General features: G+C 58.9%; 13 protein-coding genes. 7 read left to right on the forward strand and 6 right to left on the reverse strand.

The annotated features are described in order from the left end of the window. The first annotated feature begins 21 nt into the window (after nucleotides 1–21). Nucleotides 22–1,359, forward strand: coding sequence for an aspartate aminotransferase family protein (locus tag ENGE1_RS12630; RefSeq protein ID WP_048252990.1), 1,338 nt, complete (start codon nucleotides 22–24; stop codon nucleotides 1,357–1,359). 215 nt (nucleotides 1,360–1,574) lie between these two features. On the opposite strand, the gene ENGE1_RS12635 is transcribed toward ENGE1_RS12630, so the two are convergent. Further along, on the reverse strand, nucleotides 1,575–2,573 hold the full coding sequence (locus ENGE1_RS12635) for a KpsF/GutQ family sugar-phosphate isomerase (protein ID WP_048252991.1): 999 nt from the start codon (nucleotides 2,571–2,573) through the stop codon (nucleotides 1,575–1,577). Between the two features lie 169 nt (nucleotides 2,574–2,742). On the opposite strand from ENGE1_RS12635, the gene ENGE1_RS12640 reads away from it, so the two are divergent. The 5 genes from ENGE1_RS12640 to ENGE1_RS12660 all read left to right on the forward strand — a co-directional run bounded on the left by ENGE1_RS12640 (nucleotide 2,743) and on the right by ENGE1_RS12660 (nucleotide 8,227). Continuing rightward, complete coding sequence (locus ENGE1_RS12640) at nucleotides 2,743–3,462, forward strand: DeoR/GlpR family DNA-binding transcription regulator (protein ID WP_043085355.1); 720 nt, start codon at nucleotides 2,743–2,745, stop codon at nucleotides 3,460–3,462. Nucleotides 3,463–3,597: 135 nt separating this feature from the next. Beyond that, the gene (locus tag ENGE1_RS12645) at nucleotides 3,598–4,899 is read left to right on the forward strand and encodes a four-carbon acid sugar kinase family protein (RefSeq protein ID WP_043085354.1); all 1,302 of its coding nucleotides are present in this window, start codon (nucleotides 3,598–3,600) and stop codon (nucleotides 4,897–4,899) included. Nucleotides 4,900–4,921: 22 nt separating this feature from the next. Next, nucleotides 4,922–5,917, forward strand: a complete 996-nt coding sequence (pdxA, locus tag ENGE1_RS12650; protein WP_048252992.1) for a 4-hydroxythreonine-4-phosphate dehydrogenase PdxA — start codon at nucleotides 4,922–4,924, stop codon at nucleotides 5,915–5,917. Between the two features lie 129 nt (nucleotides 5,918–6,046). Next, the gene (locus ENGE1_RS12655; protein WP_048253135.1) at nucleotides 6,047–7,477 is read left to right on the forward strand and encodes a GntP family permease; all 1,431 of its coding nucleotides are present in this window, start codon (nucleotides 6,047–6,049) and stop codon (nucleotides 7,475–7,477) included. A 54-nt stretch (nucleotides 7,478–7,531) separates the two neighbouring features. Further along, nucleotides 7,532–8,227 carry a GNAT family N-acetyltransferase gene (locus ENGE1_RS12660; protein WP_048252993.1) on the forward strand — a complete coding sequence of 232 codons (696 nt, stop codon included), beginning with the start codon at nucleotides 7,532–7,534 and terminating at the stop codon, nucleotides 8,225–8,227. On the opposite strand, the gene betA is transcribed toward ENGE1_RS12660, so the two are convergent. From betA to betI, 3 genes are read right to left on the reverse strand one after another with little or no spacing between them, the layout of a single operon-like run. Next, nucleotides 8,214–9,893, reverse strand: a complete 1,680-nt coding sequence (gene betA, locus ENGE1_RS12665; protein ID WP_048252994.1) for a choline dehydrogenase — start codon at nucleotides 9,891–9,893, stop codon at nucleotides 8,214–8,216. The two genes, ENGE1_RS12660 and betA, sit on opposite strands and share 14 nt — an antisense overlap. A gap of 13 nt (nucleotides 9,894–9,906) precedes the next feature. After that, the gene (gene betB / locus ENGE1_RS12670) at nucleotides 9,907–11,379 is read right to left on the reverse strand and encodes a betaine-aldehyde dehydrogenase (RefSeq protein ID WP_064360628.1); all 1,473 of its coding nucleotides are present in this window, start codon (nucleotides 11,377–11,379) and stop codon (nucleotides 9,907–9,909) included. An 11-nt stretch (nucleotides 11,380–11,390) separates the two neighbouring features. Next, a complete protein-coding gene (gene betI, locus ENGE1_RS12675) occupies nucleotides 11,391–11,996 on the reverse strand; it encodes a transcriptional regulator BetI (protein WP_043085349.1) in 606 nt (201 codons plus the stop codon). 128 nt (nucleotides 11,997–12,124) lie between these two features. Between betI and ENGE1_RS12680 the strand changes: the two genes are divergently transcribed. Continuing rightward, nucleotides 12,125–14,188, forward strand: coding sequence for a choline transporter (locus tag ENGE1_RS12680; RefSeq protein ID WP_043085348.1), 2,064 nt, complete (start codon nucleotides 12,125–12,127; stop codon nucleotides 14,186–14,188). On the opposite strand, the gene entD is transcribed toward ENGE1_RS12680, so the two are convergent. After that, nucleotides 14,180–14,827: an enterobactin synthase subunit EntD gene (gene entD / locus ENGE1_RS12685; protein ID WP_048252996.1), complete on the reverse strand. Its 648-nt coding sequence runs from the start codon at nucleotides 14,825–14,827 to the stop codon at nucleotides 14,180–14,182. The genes ENGE1_RS12680 and entD overlap by 9 nt on opposite strands. A gap of 51 nt (nucleotides 14,828–14,878) precedes the next feature. After that, a complete protein-coding gene (locus ENGE1_RS12690; protein WP_048252997.1) occupies nucleotides 14,879–17,134 on the reverse strand; it encodes a TonB-dependent siderophore receptor in 2,256 nt (751 codons plus the stop codon). Between the last annotated feature and the right edge of the window lie 90 nt (nucleotides 17,135–17,224).

The raw sequence follows: 17,224 nt of genomic DNA on the forward strand, positions 1-17,224 counted from the left end.
CACCTACGCGAGGAGCAGAGTATGACATCGCTATTTAACAACGCTACCGCCGTCAGCAATCAGGACGTACGCCAGCTGGACCGCGAGTATGTGTTCCATTCGTGGTCGGCGCAGGGCGGCCTCAACCCGCTGGTGATCGCCGGGGCAGAGGGCTGCGAGCTGTGGGACTACGACGGCAAGCGCTATCTCGACTTCAGCAGCCAGCTGGTGAACGTCAACATCGGCTACCAGCATCCGAAAGTGCTGGCGGCAATGCGGGCGCAGCTTGACGCGCTGGTGACTATCGCCCCGGCCACCGCTAACCTGGCGCGCGGCGAGGCGGCGAAACGCATCGTTGAGCTGGCGCCGGCGGGCTTTGACAAGGTGTTCTTCACCAATGCCGGGGCCGACGCCAATGAGAACGCCATCCGCATGGCGCGGCTCTACACCGGGCGCGATAAGGTACTCTCGGCCTACCGCTCCTATCACGGCAACACCGGCAGCGCCATCGCCGCCACCGGCGACGCCCGGCGGGTGCCCAACGAATACTCCCGGGGCCACGTCCACTTCTTTAACCCCTACCTCTACCGCAGCGAGTTCAGCGCGGTAACCGAAGAGGAGGAGTGCAGCCGGGCGCTGGCCCACCTGCGCCGGGTGATCGAGTGCGAAGGCCCGGCGGCGATTGCCGCCATCCTGCTGGAATCGGTGCCCGGCACCGCCGGTATTCTGGTGCCGCCCGCCGGCTACATGCAGGGCGTACGGGCGCTGGCCGACGAGTTCGGCATCGTGCTGATCCTCGACGAGGTGATGGCGGGCTTTGGCCGCACCGGCAGCTGGTTCGCCTTTGAGCAGGACGGCGTGGTGCCCGATCTGGTTACTTTCGCCAAAGGGGTCAACTCCGGCTACGTTCCGGCGGGCGGCGTCCTCATCAGCGAACCGATCTCCCGCTATTTCGACGACCACTTCTTCGCCGGCGGCCTGACCTACTCCGGCCATCCGCTGGCGATGGCCGCCATCGTCGGCACCCTCGATGCGATGAAAGAGGAGGGCGTGGTCGAAAACGCCGCCGCCGTGGGTCGCACCACCCTGCGCCCCGGCCTCGACGCCCTGGCGGCAAAGCACGCCATCATCGGCGAAGTGCGCGGCCGCGGCCTGTTCCAGGCCCTGGAGCTGGTCAGCAGCCGGCAAACCAAAAAACCGATTGCCGCCGCCGGGATGGCCGCCATCAAGTCGGCCCTCACCGAAGCGGGCCTGCTCAGCTTCGTGGTGGAAAACCGCATCCACGTCGTGCCGCCGTGCGTTATCCGCGCAGAGCAGGTGACGCAGGGGCTGGGAATCCTGGATTCGGTGCTGGGAGCGTTTGGGCATTTGGTGGAGTAATTATTAGTGAGTGCAATACCGTCCGTTTTAAATGATGAGATTGGCGGACGGTATGATTTTTCGTTTTTTTGATAAGAGGGTTGTGGTGATTCGGGAAAATAGTCCCTACTTTTTTGACTAAACGCGCTAATGCTCACTTCGCCAGGTAACCATCAACAACGGCTTCCCGGGTAGGGAATAAATGGGCCAGGTTGCCAGAGGCGCTATGCTGTCATTCACAGCAAATGATGCTTCATCAGGTCTGCCACATTCAGAATACCGCACACGGTCTCTTGCCGATCCAGTACCGGCAGTACCGTTATCGCCGCAGGCGAGTGCTGCTCCATCTTTCTGATGGCCGCCTCCACCAGTTCGTCCGCGTAGATCCAGGTGGGTGCTGTCGTCATCACTTCTGTTACCGGATTGTCGAGAAACAGGTTGTTGTACATTACATAGCGGCGTATATCCCCGTCAGTGACAATACCAATGAGCCGCTGGTCGTCATCGGTGACGGAAACGGCGCCCGTTTTGCTGCTGGTCATCGTAAACAGCGTCTCCAGGATGGTTGCCGTCTGGCGGACGGCGCAGCACGACTCTCCGGCTTTCATCACGTCACCTACGGTCAGCAGCAGACGTTTGCCGAGTGAGCCACCGGGGTGATAAAACGCAAAATCCTCTTTCTTAAAGTCACGCATTTTCATCAGGACGGCGGCCAGCGCATCGCCCAGCGCCAGCGCCAGGGTGGTGCTGTTCATCGGCGCCAGCCTCAGCGGGCAGCACTCTTCCTCAACGCTGGCATCAAGAATCGCGTCGCTATGTTTAGCCAGTGAAGAGGCAGGATTGCCGCACAGAGCAATAATCGGTACGCCAATACGCTTTAGTGTCGGAAGAAGCGCCAGGATTTCCGGCGTTTCGCCGCTGTTAGAGAGGATGAGCAGGCTATCTGCAGATGTCACCATCCCCAAATCACCATGTACACCCTCTGCCGGATGAAGCCAGAAAGCTGGCGTGCCGGTGCTGGCAAGCGTGGCGGCAATCTTGTGGGCGATATAGCCGGGTTTTCCCATACCCGTCACAATTACCCGTCCCCGGGTCTTAAGCAGGATATTCACGGCGCTGATAAACCCTTCTCCCAGCCGGGGGGCGGCATCTATCAGCGTCCGGGCTTCGTTAATCAGGACCGCTCTGGCGCACTCAATAATATCGCTACGCTTGTCATCAGTTGTCGGGTACATAGTTCACCTCATGGATTCAGGTAAGATTCGGCTATGGAAACACAGATGGTGTGAAACTCAATGTTAAAACGTGAATTTGATGTGAATTGGTGATTTTGATCTCATTTTAATGTCTGGAGTTATTTTAATCTTGCGTCATGGTAAGGCTAGCCAGGTGGAAAGAGTAAGAGTGTCCAGATATAACAAAGAAGAGCGGGTTAAACGCATTATTGAACGCGTTAGCAGAGAGAGTCACGTCACCATCAGTGAACTGGCTGACCATTTTTCAGTTTCTCATATGACGATCCGCAGAGATATTGAGGAGTTGCAAAAGCAGGGGATGATAAAAGTCGTTTTTGGCGGCAAAATTGTAAAAAACTTTATTGAGACTAGTCCCCCTTACAATAATAAAGCGCGAGAAAATACCGCTTATAAAAAAAACGTAGCGCTAAAGGCCTGGCATTTCTTACAGCCGGGGCAGGTGGTGTATATGGACGGCGGCACCACGATTAAGGAGCTTGCGCTCCGGGTAGATATGCCGCTTACGGTACTGACGAATGATATTAGCACTGCCAGTATTTTAAACGAAAATCAATACGTTAAAGTTATTCTCTGTCCGGGGGAGTTGGTACGGGAGAGTTTATCGGCCTACAGTACCGAAACGCTGCGCTTTCTGTCCGATCACTCCTGCGATATTGCCTTTATCGGCGCGGACGGCTTCAGCAAAGAGTATGGAGCGATGACCACCAGCCAGGCGAAAGCGGACTGTAAATGGATGGCCGCGCATCGGGCGGCGAAATCAATATTGCTGCTCGACCATACAAAAGAAAATGTTTTCTGTAATTATAAAATAGCCGACCTGGATTTCTTTAGTGAAGTAATAATCGATGACAATGCATTGATACTCTGAATCATTTGACTTGCACACTATCAGTATTACTGAAATTGCCGCAACGTGTTATTCACGTTTCGGCAATGGCAGAGGATAACCTATTAGCAGCTCGAAGGACGACGAGTATTAGAACCTGTTAGGGAAAATACTGATATGAAAGTAGCCATTATTGCCGATGATTTAACCGGGGCGAATGCGACCGCGGCCCTGCTAAGTACCCGGGGTTTTACCACATTAACCTGTCTCGATAATCCGCAGAGTGGGGAAGACTACGATGTTATCTCTTTTTCCACAGACTCACGCTCGGTACCCGCCAGGGAGGCCTATGAGCGGGTGTCCCGCTACCTTGAGCTGGTGAATCCGGATACGACCACCATCAGCAAACGCATTGATTCCACTCTGCGCGGTAATTTAGGTGCTGAGGTGGATGCAGTCATAGATCGGTATCCGCAGCTGATGGCGATAGTCGTGCCGGTGTATCCCTCCAGCGGGCGCATCTGCGTAGGAGGCTCGCTGCTGGTTGATGGCATTCCGCTGCAGAATACGGCGATGCGTAATGATCCAAAAAATCCGATGACAGAATCCTCCGTGATTGCGCTTTTTCGTCAGCAGACCAATAAGAGCGTTGGCTATATTCCACTTAGCCAGGTGCTGAAGGGCGAGAGGGAGCTGGCGCAACAGCTTAAAGATCTCTATCAGAAAAACGTCAGAATTGTGGTGATGGATGCCACTACCGATGAAGATATTCACTGTATTGCAGCGGCGGTGTTAAAAGCAAAAGTCCCTTTCTTTTGCGTCGATCCTGGCGTGTTTACCGCCCATCTGGCCTATATGCACTATGCCAGCGGCAGAAAGAGAGCCAACAAAATTTTTGTCGCTATTGGCAGCGTCTCTGAGCTTACTCAGCGGCAAATTAAGAAGCTGCGCTATGAGAGACAGGTCAGTATTCAGACCCTGAGCGCAGAGGCGCTTATTGATATCGCCCTGCACCCGGAACAGGGCTCGCCTATCGCCAGCGGGATTATTGAAACAACTCGCCAGTACGATGTGGTAGGCATTGATACCGTCGAACTGCCGGAGCACGTCTGCTGCCTGAAAAGTCTGGCAAAGAAATATGCCCTTGATGAGCACGGTATCAGCCTGCTCATTAATCAGGGGATCGCGGAAGTAACGGCCCAGGTGCTGGGGGCGGAAAACTCTCCCATCAGCGCGCTGTACAGCAGCGGCGGCGATGTTGTGGTGGCGATTACCCGGCGGCTAAAGGGCAATGGCGTGATACTCAAAGATGAAGTCGAACCGCTGACCGTTTATGGCCATCTTACCGGCGGCCTCTGCCGCGGCGTTCCGGTTATCACGAAAGGCGGTTTTGTCGGCGATGATAATACGCTCGTCCACTGTATTGACTATCTGGCAACAAAAGTATCAACCCAAAAATCAGCAGCAGAAATTGCGTAAATAAAAAATCTGAGGATCCACTATGAGACCATTGATTGCTATCCCGATGGGGGATGCGGCCGGCATCGGCCCGGAGATTACGGTAAAAACTATCGCCTCCCCGCAGGCGCAGAAATATGCCCGCATGGTTGTCGTCGGCGACCGGCAGGTGCTGGAACAGGCCTGCGAATTTTCCAGCGTAACATTAAACATCAACGTTATTGAAAGCCTGAGTGAATTTATTGACTCTCCGGACGTGGTAAATCTTATTCAGCGCGGAAATATTGATTTCTCAACGCTGCGGCTGGGTGAAATACAGGGACAGTGTGGCAAAGCCGCCTACGACTGTATTGAGCAGGTGATTATGATGGCAATGGCCAGAGAGGTGGATGCTGTCGCCACGACGCCGATTAATAAAGAATCGCTTAAGGCAGGGAAAGTCGACTTTATCGGCCATACGGAGATATTCGGCAAGCTTACGGGAACAGCCGATCCGCTGACTATGTTCCAGGTTCGCGATTTACGCGTCTTTTTCCTTAGCCGTCACCTGTCGCTGGTAAATGCGATCCGCAGTCTGACGCCGGAAAAAGTATGTGACTATGCGGTGCGCAGCGCCGGGGCGCTTAACCGGCTGGGGCTGGCGCAGCCGCGCCTGACGGTGGCGGCGATTAATCCCCACGGTGGGGAGCACGGCCTGTTTGGCACCGAGGATGATGATATTTTGCTGCCCGGAATCGAGATGGCGCGGGCACGGGGCATCAATATCAGCGGCCCGAAACCCGCCGACAGCGTATTCCATTTTGCGCTGCAGGGAGAGTATGACGCTGTCCTCTCGCCCTATCACGACCAGGGGCATATCGCTACAAAAATGGTGGATTTTCACCGCACGATTTCAATTACTAACGGTATGCCCATTCTGCGTACCTCGGTCGATCACGGTACGGCCAATGACATTGCCGGGCGAGGCGTCGCCGATCCTGTCAGCATGATCGAAGCCGTCAGGCTGGCGGCACGCTATGCGCCCTGTTTTGTTCGCTAAGACAATCTGTTCACTCCCGCCGCATCGGTGGGAGTAGCAACCTCTATCTCTACAGGTGAAATAATGATGTCCGAAAATAAAAAGGATACGGGCAGTTTTTTCTCAGGCCCCGGGTTTAAAGGCGTCTCAATGGTTATTATCGGCCTGGCGATTTTTTTTATTGGCAGCAAGGGGAGTAGCCAGTTAGAAAGTTCGCGGGTGATCGGCGGTCTGCTTATTGCCATTGCCGCACTGCTGTTTATGATTTTAAAAACACGCATCTCAACGTTTCCCGCATTAATTATTGCCGGAATTATTACCGGCTCTCTGGGCGGAATGAAAAGCGATGTCATGATCCAGTCCATCACCAAAGGTTTTGGCGGCACCCTGGGGCATATCGGAATTGTCATCGGCTTTGGCGTCATGATGGGCGCGCTGCTGCAGCTTAGCGGGGCATCGCGCAGGATGGCGCTCACTTTCATTCGTTTCCTCGGCAAAGAGCGCGAGGAGCTGGCGTTGGTGCTGATTGGTCTGATCGTCTCCATGGCGGTCTTCTGCGATTCGGCGTTTATCGTCCTCACGCCGCTGGTGAAGTCACTGTCGCGCTCCAGCGGTAAATCGATCGTGGGTCTGGGGGCTACGCTTGCTGCCGGGCTTGTCATTAGCCACAGCATGATCCCGCCTGCCGTAGGACCCTTTGGGGTTGCCTCTCAGTTTGATATGCCTATTGGCACTTTTATGCTCTGGAGCATGGTCGTGGCAATCCCGGTTACGATCTGCGGCTATCTCTACACTTCACGGTTGGGCGAAAAGATTTATATCGTCCCTGCCGAGGATGGGGACGGCTTCTCAAGAGAGCGCATCCAGCCCTCGGAAACCGCCTCCGCCGATGAGCATCTTCCGGGGAAGGTTATCTCATTTGCGCCGCTGATTGTGCCGATTCTGCTGATTCTGCTGGCAACCTTTTTTCGTGAAACGGGAATATTAGCGGCTTACCAGGGGCAGTGGCAGGGCACGCTGGGGCAGATGTGCATTACCCTCGGACATCCCGTTGTCGCGGTCGGCACCGGTCTGCTGATTGCCGTAATCGGCCTTGGCGGCTGCTATGAGCGCAAAGAGGTGATCCAGAGTATGGACAATGCCATTCGCTCGGCGGGGATCATTTTGCTGTTGATTGGCGGCGGCGGGGCGCTGGGCATGGTGCTGCGCGACTCCGGCGCGGCCAACATGATCGCGGGCTATATCGTCAAGATAGGCGTACCGGGCGTTCTGCTGCCGCTGCTGCTCTCCACGCTTATTCGCCTGATTCAGGGTTCCGGTGCGGTGGCGATGATCACTGCGGCGAGCATTACCGCGCCGATGATAAAAACGCTTGGCGTAGATCCTATTATCGCCGGTCTGGGCTGCACGGTGGGATCCTTTATGTTCTCTTACTTTAACGACGCCTACTTCTGGGTGGTAAACCGCTCGCTAGGGGTAACCGAAGTGCAGGAGCAGATCCGCGTCTGGAGCGTAACCTCCACTATCCTGTGGGCTGCGGGCTCCGTCACGCTGCTGGTGGTAAACTGGCTGTTCTTTTGAGGTCTTTTCCGGATAAGCTGTCGTAAAGTATAAAAATACCGGACAGGAAGGAAGATGACTGAAATTAACCCCTACGGCCAGCTGGTCGGTACACCGCTTCCCGACTGGCATGGCGCCGACCTGCTCCAGCGCCATACCCTTCACGGCAGACTCACCCGCCTGGCGCCGCTCAGCGCGCAGGTCCACGCCGCCGATCTGTTTGCCGCCTACACGCTGGTGGACGATAACCGCGACTGGACCTGGCTTGTCGGCAATCGTCCCGAGTCTCTCGCCGAAACGACGGCCTGGATACAGACTAAGGTCGAGGACCGGGCGCTGGTGCCTTTCGCGGTGATTGACGCCCGCTCGGAGAGGGCGGTCGGCGTGGTCTGCTTTATGGCCATCGACCGCGCCAACGGCACGGTGGAGATAGGCCACGTCACCTGGTCGCGGGCGATGAAGCAGAGTGCGATTGGCACAGAGGCCGTCTGGCTGCTGCTGCGGGAGGCGTTTGCCTGCGGCTATCGCCGGGTCGAGTGGAAGTGCGATTCGCTGAACGTCGCCTCGCGCCGGGCGGCGGAGCGGCTGGGGTTTACCTTCGAAGGGCGCTTTCGCAAGAAGATGGTGCGCAAGGGGCGCAACCGCGACAGCGACTGGCTATCGATTATCGATGATGAATGGCCGCAGGTGGATGCGGCCATTCAGCGCTGGCTGGCCCCGGTCAATTTCGACGCCCAGGGCCAGCAGCTTAGCCGCCTCAGAACGTCCTGAGCGGCGCTTTGCGCACCGGCGCATCGCCGGCCACGTAGTACTCGGCGGTGCTGCGCGGCAGGCGCTGGCCGCGGATCGCGTCGGCAATTTTCTCGCCGATCATGATGGTGGTGGCGTTCAGGTTGCCGGTAATGATAACCGGCATGATCGAAGCGTCGACCACCCGCAGCCCTTCCATGCCGTGCACCCGGCCTTCGCCGTCAACCACCGCCATTTCGTCGTAGCCCATTTTACAGGTGCCGCACGGGTGGAAGGCGGTCTCTGCGTGATTGCGCACGAACTCGTCAAGCTGCTCATCGGTTTGGCACGCCTCGCCGGGGCTGATTTCGCGGCCGCGATACTTGTCCAGCGCCGGCTGGTGCATGATTTCGCGGGTAATGCGGATCGCGTCGCGAAACTCCTGCCAGTCCTGCTCGGTGGACATGTAGTTGAACAGGATCGCCGGGTGATCGTGCGGATCGCGCGATTTGATACGCACGTGGCCGCGGCTCGGTGAGCGCATCGAGCCGACGTGGCACTGGAAGCCGTGCTCCTTCACCGCGTTCGAGCCGTTGTAGTTAATCGCCACCGGCAGGAAGTGGTACTGAATATTCGGCCAGTCGAACTCCTCGCGGCTGCGGATAAAGCCGCCGGCCTCAAACTGGTTGCTGGCGCCGATGCCGGTACCGCCGAATAGCCACTCCGCGCCGATCTTCGGCTGGTTCCACCACTGCAGGGCAGGGTAGAGCGACACCGGCTCTTTACATTCGTACTGCAGGTACATCTCCAGGTGATCCTGCAGGTTCTCGCCGACGCCCGGCAGCGGGTGCACCAGCGGAATGTCGAACTGGTGCAGCAGGGCCGGATCGCCCACGCCCGAGCGCTGCAGGATCTGCGGCGAGGCGATAGCCCCGGCGCACAGCAGCACCTCTTTGCGGGCGGTGGCCTTCACCGGCGCGGTGCCGCTGCCTTCCAGCCACTCGACGCCGACGGCGCGCTTGCCGTCGAAAATAATATGGTCCGTCAGGGCATGGGTTTTGATGGTCAGGTTCGGGCGCTGCTTTGCCTGGTCGAGATAGCCGCGCGCGGTGCTGGCGCGGCGGCCCTGCGGCGTGACCGTGCGATCCATCGGGCCGAAGCCCTCCTGCTGGTAGCCGTTGAGATCGTCAGTGCGCGGATAGCCCGCCTGCACGCCCGCTTCCACCATGGCGTGGAACAGCGGATTATTGCCATTTTTGGGCGTGGTCACGCTGACCGGACCGTCGCCGCCGTGCCAGTCGTTGGGGCCGATGTCGCGGGTCTCCGCCTTGCGGTAGTAGGGCAGGCAGTCGAGGTAGCTCCAGTGCTCCAGGCCCTTCGCTTGCGCCCAGCCGTCGAGATCCATCGCGTTGCCGCGGATATAGCACATGCCGTTAATCAGCGACGAGCCGCCGAGGCCCTTGCCGCGCCCGCACTCCATGCGGCGGTTGTTCATGTGCGGTTCAGGCTCGGTTTCATAGGCCCAGTTGTAGCGCTTGCCCTGCAGCGGATAGGCCAGCGCGGCCGGCATCTGAGTGCGGAAATCAAAGCGGTAATCCGGCCCGCCGGCTTCCAGCAGCAGCACGGTGGTGTCGGCATCTTCCGTCAGTCGGGTAGCCAGTACGTTGCCGGCGGAGCCGGCACCGATAATGATGTAGTCAAATTCCATGCGTTCCCCTCAGTTAAAAAATGGACTGAAATTTCGCCATCTCAACCTGGATGGACTTCACCTGAGTGTAACTCTGCAGCGTCATCACCCCGTTTTCACGGCCGACGCCCGAGTGCTTATAGCCGCCAACCGGCATCTCAGCCGCCGACTCGCCCCAGGTGTTGATCCAGCAGATACCCGCCTCAAGCTGATGAATAACGCGGTGGGCGCGGTTCAGATCGCGGGTCACCAGGCCGGCGGCGAGGCCGAAGTTGGTGTCGTTGGCGCGGCGGATAACCTCGTCTTCATCCTGATAGCTGAGGATGCTCATCACCGGGCCGAAGATCTCCTCTTTGACGATGGTCATCTCGTCGCGGCAGTCGGTAAACACCGTCGGCGCGACCCAGGCGCCGCTGTCGAAGCCGTCGCCCTTCAGTACGTGGCCGCCGCATAGCAGGGTGGCGCCTTCGCGCTTGCCGGCTTCAATAAAGCGCAGCACGTTGTCGCGGTGCGGGAAGCTGACCAGCGGGCCGAAGTTGGTGCTTTCATCAAATACATCACCGGCGCGAATGCGCGCCACGCGTTCGGCAATCTTCTGTTCAAACTGTGCTTTAAGCGCCTGCGGGACGAACACGCGGGTGCCGTTGGTGCACACCTGGCCGGAGCTGAAGAAGTTGGCCATCATGGCGATGTCGGCGGCGGTATCGAGGTCGGCATCGTCAAACACGATCAGCGGCGACTTGCCGCCCAGCTCCATCGTCACCTCTTTGAGCGTGGAGCCCGCGGCGTTGGCCATCACTTTCTTGCCGCTGACCACGCCGCCGGTGAAGGAGACTTTGTCGATGCCCGGATGTTCGGTGAGCAGCTGGCCGGTCTCGGCCCCGACGCCCGGCAGGACGTTGAAAACGCCGTCCGGCACGCCCGCTTCGGTGTAGATCTCCGCAAGCTTGAGGGCGGTCAGCGGAGTGACTTCGCTCGGCTTGAAGATCATCGCATTGCCTGCGGCCAGCGCCGGCGCGGATTTCCACAGCGCAATCTGGATCGGGTAGTTCCACGCGCCGATCCCGGCGACCACGCCCAGCGGCTCGCGGCGGGTGTAGACGAACGAGGTGTCGCGCAGCGGGATCTGGCTGCCTTCCAGGGACGGGATCAGCCCGGCGTAGTACTCCAGCACGTCGGCGCCGGTAACGATATCGACCGTCGAGGTTTCGCTGAATGGTTTACCGGTATCGAGCGTTTCCAGGCGCGCCAGCTCGTCGTTGCGCTCGCGCAGCAGATCGACGGCGCGGCGCAGGATGCGCGAACGCTGCATGGCGGTCATTGCCGCCCACACTTTTTGTCCTTCGCGGGCGCTTTTCACGGCGCGCTCGACATCCTCTTTTCCTGCGGCCTGTACAGTGGCCAGCACTTCACCGTTCGCCGGATTGATGGTGTCGAACGTCTTACCGCCGGTTGCCGGGGTGTAGGTTCCGTGAATGTAGAGCTGTTGGTCGGCCATTCGGGTCATGCTGTCCTCCGTTATTGTGATTGGGCAGGAAAATGTGCAGGCAAATGCTGGCTGATGTAGCGGTTGGCGAGCGCTTCGGCCCGCTGCGGGTTGAAGGGCGCGCCGCTGAGCGCGCCCCGCAGCCAGAGTCCGTCGATCAGGGCCAATAGGCCGTAGGCGGCCTCGCGCGCCGCTTCACGCGGCAGTTCGCGGCGAAACTCGACCGTTATGGTCGACAGCAGGCGGCGGTTGCTCAGCTGCTGCAGCCGGTAAAGCATCGGCTGGTGCATGCTGCTGGCCCAGAAGTCCAGCCACGCCTTCATGGCGGCGGGGCGGATCTGCGTCTCGTCAAAGTTACCCGCCACGATGGCCTCAAGCCGAACCCTGGCGCTGGCGCCGGGCAGAGCCCGCAGCCGCTCAAGAATCGCGTGGCGCAGCTGGCTGGTGATGTCGCGCATCGTGGCCTCCAGCAGGCCGTTCTTATCGCGAAAGTAGTGGCCGATGATGCCGGTAGAGACGCCGGCCCGGCGGGCGATCTGCGCAATGGTCGTGTAGTGCAGTCCTACTTCATTGATCGCCTCTAAGGTGGCGTCAATCAGCTGCCGCTGGCGGATCGGCTGCATTCCTACTTTGGGCATTTTCCTGTTCCATCCATAAGTATGAATTATCTATTTAACCGTTTTTTAATTGGACGTTCAATATAAATTGTGTCTTAATTGTTACCGTTTTTGGGTTTATTGGTTACTAACAACAGTGAGGAAATGGGATGTCAAACCTTTCACCACCTGCGGAACACAGAGAAAAGGACAAAGTCAATCCGGTGGTTTTTTACACGTCGGCGGGGCTGATTTTGTTGTTTTCCCTGACGACAATCTTTTTCAGCGACTTTTCAGCAACGTGGATTAGCCGTGCCCTGAACTGGGTGTCGGCCACCTTCGGCTGGTACTATCTGCTGGCGGCGACGATCTATATCGTCTTCGTGGTCTGTATTGCCGGGTCGCGCTTCGGTTCGGTGAAGCTCGGACCGGAACAGTCTAAGCCGGAGTTCAGCCTGCTCAGCTGGTCGGCGATGCTGTTCGCCGCCGGGATCGGCATCGACCTGATGTTCTTCTCGGTGGCCGAGCCGGTAACGCAGTACATGCAGCCGCCGGAAGGGGCGGGGCAGACCATCGAGGCCGCGCGCCAGGCGATGGTATGGACGCTGTTTCACTACGGGCTGACCGGCTGGTCGATGTATGCCCTGATGGGCATGGCGCTGGCATACTTTAGCTATCGTTATAATTTACCGCTGACGATCCGCTCTGCGCTCTATCCCATCTTTGGTAAAAAAATCAACGGCCCCATTGGCCATACGGTCGACATTGCGGCGGTCATCGGCACCATCTTCGGGATTGCCACGACGCTTGGGATCGGCGTGGTGCAGCTGAACTATGGCATGAGCATACTGTTTGATATTCCGGACAGCATGGCGGCGAAAGCGGCGCTGATCGCGCTGTCGGTAGTGATTGCCACCATTTCGGTGACCTCCGGCGTCGATAAGGGCATCCGCATTCTCTCCGAGCTGAACGTGCTGATGGCGCTGGGGCTGATTCTGTTCGTGCTGTTTATGGGCGATACTTCGTTCCTGCTCAACGCCCTGGTGCTCAACGTCGGCGACTACGTTAACCGCTTTGTCGGCATGACCCTCAACAGCTTTGCCTTCGATCAGCCCACCGAGTGGATGAACAACTGGACGCTGTTCTTCTGGGCCTGGTGGGTGGCGTGGTCGCCGTTCGTCGGTCTGTTCCTCGCCCGCATTTCGCGCGGCCGCACCATTCGCCAGTTCGTGCTGGGGACGCTTATCATTCCGTTTACCTTCACCCTGCTGTGGCTGTCGGTGTTCGGTAATAGCGCCCTGCATGAAATTATGCACGGCGGCGCGGCGTTTGCGCAGCAGGCAATGAACTATCCGGAGCGCGGCTTCTACAGCCTGCTGGCGCAGTATCCGGGCTTTACCTTCAGCGCCTCCATCGCCACCATTACCGGCCTGCTGTTCTACGTGACCTCCGCAGACTCCGGGGCGCTGGTGCTGGGTAACTTCACCTCGAAGCTGAAGGATATCAACAGCGACGCGCCGAACTGGCTGCGCATTTTCTGGTCCATTGCCATCGGTCTGCTGACAATCGGCATGCTGATGACCAACGGCATCTCCGCCCTGCAGAACACCACGGTGATCATGGGACTACCGTTCAGCTTCGTGATCTTCTTTGTGATGGCCGGGCTCTATAAGTCGTTAAAAGTCGAGGACTACCGCCGCGCCAGCGCCAGCCGCGAAACCGCGCCGCGCGCCATCGGCCTGCAGGATCGCCTTAACTGGAAGAAGCGCCTGTCGCGCCTGATGAACTATCCGGGCAGCCGCTATACCGAGCAGATGCTGGAAAATGTCTGTTATCCGGCGATGGAGGAGGTCGCGAAGGAGCTGAAGCTGCGCGGCGCCTACGTCGAGCTGAAGAAGCTGGCGCCGGAGCCGGGCGAGAAGCTCGGCCACCTGTCGCTGCTGGTGCACCTGGGCGATGAGCAGAACTTCATCTATCAGATCTGGCCGCAGCGCTACTCGGTGCCGGGCTTCACTATCCGCGCCCGCAACGGCAAATCGACCTACTACCGGCTGGAAACCTTCCTGCTGGAGGGCAGCCAGGGGAATGACCTGATGGACTACAGCAAAGAGCAGGTCATCACCGATATTCTCGACCAGTACGAGCGGCACATGAACTTTATCCACCTGCACCGCGAGGCGCCGGGGAATAACGTCACCTTCCCGGACGCGGCGGTTGAGCGGGAGTCAGCCTGACGAGAGGGTGATCACCCGATCGTCCGACTGCCGCCAGGGAAGGCGGTAGACGGCGCCCGCCAGCGCCGGGTCAAACCCGGCGTTCAGGCGCAGCGTCAGCGCTGATGCGCCGAGCGCCTCCACCTTCCCGGCGCTAAATTCGGGAAGGTGGGCGATGCGGTGCGACAGCGCCTTATACAGACTCTCCTTGGCGCTGAAGGCCAGAGTGAGCGCCAGCGGGAAGGGCAGCCCGCTTTCCTCCAGCACCTTTTGCTCTCCGGCATCGACGATGCCGGAGGCCATCTCCCGGCACTGCTCCGCCGCCATCACTTTCTCTATATCCACGCCGACCGGACGTTTTGCTACCGCCGCCAGCGCGCAGCCTTCGCAGTGGCTGATGCTGCCGAACCAGCCCGCGGGCCACAGGGGCCGGCGCCGCTCGCCGATCCCCGCGATGTGGTCGATACCCTGTGCCTGCAAGGCGCGAAATGCGGCGATGCGGCCGGCGAGGTGCTCCGCCCTGCGCTTGGTCACGGCGCGATCGAGCGCGGCGCGGTGCGGTAGCCAGTGCAGATCGGCGTCGGTTAACGTGGCGGGATCGAAGTCAATTCGGTGGAGGTTTATTCCGGCGAGAGTAAGGATCGAGTGGTGGATATGCATGGCGCGGCCCCTTAAAACTCCTCCCCGGAAGAGGGGAGGAGGGACAGCATATCAGAAGTGGGTGTTAACGCTCATATACCAGGTGCGGCCCGGTTCGTTGTAGGTGTAGGCCCCGGCGCCCGCCATATAGGCACCCGTTTTGATATCGCCGGTCGTCTGGGCGTTGCCCTCGCGGAACAGGCGCTTATCAAACAGGTTTTCCACGCCGCCGGTCAGGCTGACGTTTTTGGTTACGTCCCAGGTCGCGCTCAGGCCGACGATGCTGTAGGGGCTGACCTCGCGGCTGTCCGTTCCGGATACGCGTTTGCCCTGATAGTCATACTTCTTCGGCTTCTGGGTTCCGTACCAGGTAAGGGTGGACTGCAGCGAGAGATCCGCGCGCGCCTGCCAGCTCAGGGTCGAGTTGAGGGTGTACTCCGGAATAATCGACAGGCGTTCGCCGGTCTTCTTATTCTTGCTCTGCAGCATATAGGTCAGGTTGTTGGTCCAGGTCACGGTATCGCTGACCGGCACGTTGAGAGAACCTTCCAGCCCTTCAACCACCGCGCGGTGGATATTTTCCCACTGGTAGATGTCGGTTTTACCGTTATTGGTACTGGCAATCGGCACCGTACCCGCTTCAATTTTGTTGTGGTAGTCGTTGCGGAACCAGGTCACGCCCGCCTGCCAGCCGTCGCGCTTGAACTCAAGGCCAATCTCTTTGTTGACGCTGGTTTCGGCATCCAGATTGTCGTTACCCATCATGTAGCAGCCGATACCGCTGCTGGCGCCGGTGGCGTAGCAGCCCTGGCCCTTGCTGTAGAGGATATAGTTGGAGTTGGTCTGATACAGGCTCGGCGCTTTATAGGCGCGGGCGATGCCCATTTTCAGCGTGAAGTCGTCGCCCAGCCCCTGGGAGAGGTTCAGAGACGGGCTCCAGTTGTCGCCGGTGACGGAATGGTGGTCAAAGCGCAGGCCCGGCGTCAGCATGGTGCTGTCGGTCAGCTCCATATTGTCTTCGGCAAACAGCGAGAAGATTTTCGCCTTTGAGTAGGGGCTGCGGTTGGTGCTGTCGTAGCCTGGGATCGCGCCGCCCATAAAGGTTTGCGAGTTGGAGAGCTCATCTTTCAGCTTCTGCTGCGTCCACTCGGTGCCGAGCGTCAGCGTCTGATTGACCAGCATCTGCAGCGGCAGATTAACCTCACTGTGCAGGGTGACATCGCTCAGGTCGGCATCAACATACTTCTGCGACGCCTTCGGATCGAAAATCCCTTCGGTGCCGCCCGCGAGACCTTCCGGCGTGCGCGAGTTGCGGGTGTGCTCGTACTGCGCCCAGTTAGTCGTCGTAATGCCGTTATCCCAGCCGCCGTTCCAGGTCAGGGAGTAGGTCTGGCGATAGAGGCGGTTGGTCTCTTTGCCGTAGCGCTCTTTTACCAGATCGTTGGTGTTGGTGTTCTGGGTATCGCCCGCGTAGAGGTTGCCCTGGCGGCTGTAGCCCGCCTCAAACTCCAGAGACTGCATCGGGGCGAAGTCCCAGCGCACCGAGCCGTTGATGTCTTTATTAATCACCCCTTCGCGCCCGGCGGCCATGGTATCGCTGTAGCTGCCCGTGCGTTCCGAGCTGTGGCTTTTGTTAATATCCCAGGCGTCCGCCTGCGTCTTATCAAGGTTGCCGTACAGGCGGAAGCTGAAGTCTCCGCCCAGCGGGCCGTTGAGGCTGAAGTTGGTACGCTTGGTGGCGCCTTCTGACTTGTGCTCCGGGGCATTGAAGTAGGTGTCCCACGAACCGTGCCACTCGTTGCCGCCTTTCTTGGTGATGATGTTGACCACGCCGCCCGCCGCGCCGTTGCCGTAGCGCGCCGCCGCCGGGCCGCGCAGAACTTCAATACGCTCGATCATCTCCGGCGGCACCCAGGCGGTGTCGCCGCGGGTGTCGCGCTCGCCGCGCCAGCCGAGGCGCACGGAGTTGCGGCTGGTGACCGGCTTGCCGTCAACCAGGATCAGGGTGTTCTCCGGGCCCATGCCGCGAATATCGATCTGACGGTTGTTGCCGCGCTGGCCGCTGGTGGAGTTGCCGGTCAGGTTAACCCCCGGCATCTTGCGGATGATCTCTGAGATGTCGCGCGCCGGGGGATCTTTGCGGATCTGGTCGGCGGTGATGGTTGAAACGCCTGGCGCCTGCAGATTCTGCTGGGCGGCGGTGACGACGATAGTCTCATCGGCATCGTCTTTTTTCGTATCGGCAGTGTCCGCCGCGTACAGCGGGAGCGCGGTGCCAAAAATACCCAGATTGACCATCAAAGCCAGTGATTTTACTTTGCTATGCATTATCGTTATCGCCCTGCTCATCGTTGTTATCCGCCCCCCGCGCGTCCAGCGTCTTCAGCCGGGCAAATACCCGGATGATTTGAGGCGTTA

It is taken from the genome of Pluralibacter gergoviae ATCC 33028 = NBRC 105706 (genome assembly GCF_001598855.1).
GTDB classification, from domain to species: Bacteria; Pseudomonadota; Gammaproteobacteria; order Enterobacterales; family Enterobacteriaceae; genus Pluralibacter; species Pluralibacter gergoviae.

What these genes read in the sequence shown, in the direction of transcription:
- ENGE1_RS12630 (WP_048252990.1), top strand. Translation starts at nt 22, where the DNA reads ATGACATCGCTATTTAACAACGCTACCGCCGTCAGCAATCAGGACGTA.
- betI (WP_043085349.1), bottom strand. Translation starts at nt 11,996, where the DNA reads ATGCCCAAAGTAGGAATGCAGCCGATCCGCCAGCGGCAGCTGATTGAC.
- ENGE1_RS12645 (WP_043085354.1), top strand. Translation starts at nt 3,598, where the DNA reads ATGAAAGTAGCCATTATTGCCGATGATTTAACCGGGGCGAATGCGACC.
- ENGE1_RS12655 (WP_048253135.1), top strand. Translation starts at nt 6,047, where the DNA reads ATGGTTATTATCGGCCTGGCGATTTTTTTTATTGGCAGCAAGGGGAGT.
- ENGE1_RS12680 (WP_043085348.1), top strand. Translation starts at nt 12,125, where the DNA reads ATGTCAAACCTTTCACCACCTGCGGAACACAGAGAAAAGGACAAAGTC.
- pdxA (WP_048252992.1), top strand. Translation starts at nt 4,922, where the DNA reads ATGAGACCATTGATTGCTATCCCGATGGGGGATGCGGCCGGCATCGGC.
- betB (WP_064360628.1), bottom strand. Translation starts at nt 11,379, where the DNA reads ATGACCCGAATGGCCGACCAACAGCTCTACATTCACGGAACCTACACC.
- ENGE1_RS12635 (WP_048252991.1), bottom strand. Translation starts at nt 2,573, where the DNA reads ATGTACCCGACAACTGATGACAAGCGTAGCGATATTATTGAGTGCGCC.
- ENGE1_RS12660 (WP_048252993.1), top strand. Translation starts at nt 7,532, where the DNA reads ATGACTGAAATTAACCCCTACGGCCAGCTGGTCGGTACACCGCTTCCC.
- betA (WP_048252994.1), bottom strand. Translation starts at nt 9,893, where the DNA reads ATGGAATTTGACTACATCATTATCGGTGCCGGCTCCGCCGGCAACGTA.
- entD (WP_048252996.1), bottom strand. Translation starts at nt 14,827, where the DNA reads ATGCATATCCACCACTCGATCCTTACTCTCGCCGGAATAAACCTCCAC.
- ENGE1_RS12690 (WP_048252997.1), bottom strand. Translation starts at nt 17,134, where the DNA reads ATGCATAGCAAAGTAAAATCACTGGCTTTGATGGTCAATCTGGGTATT.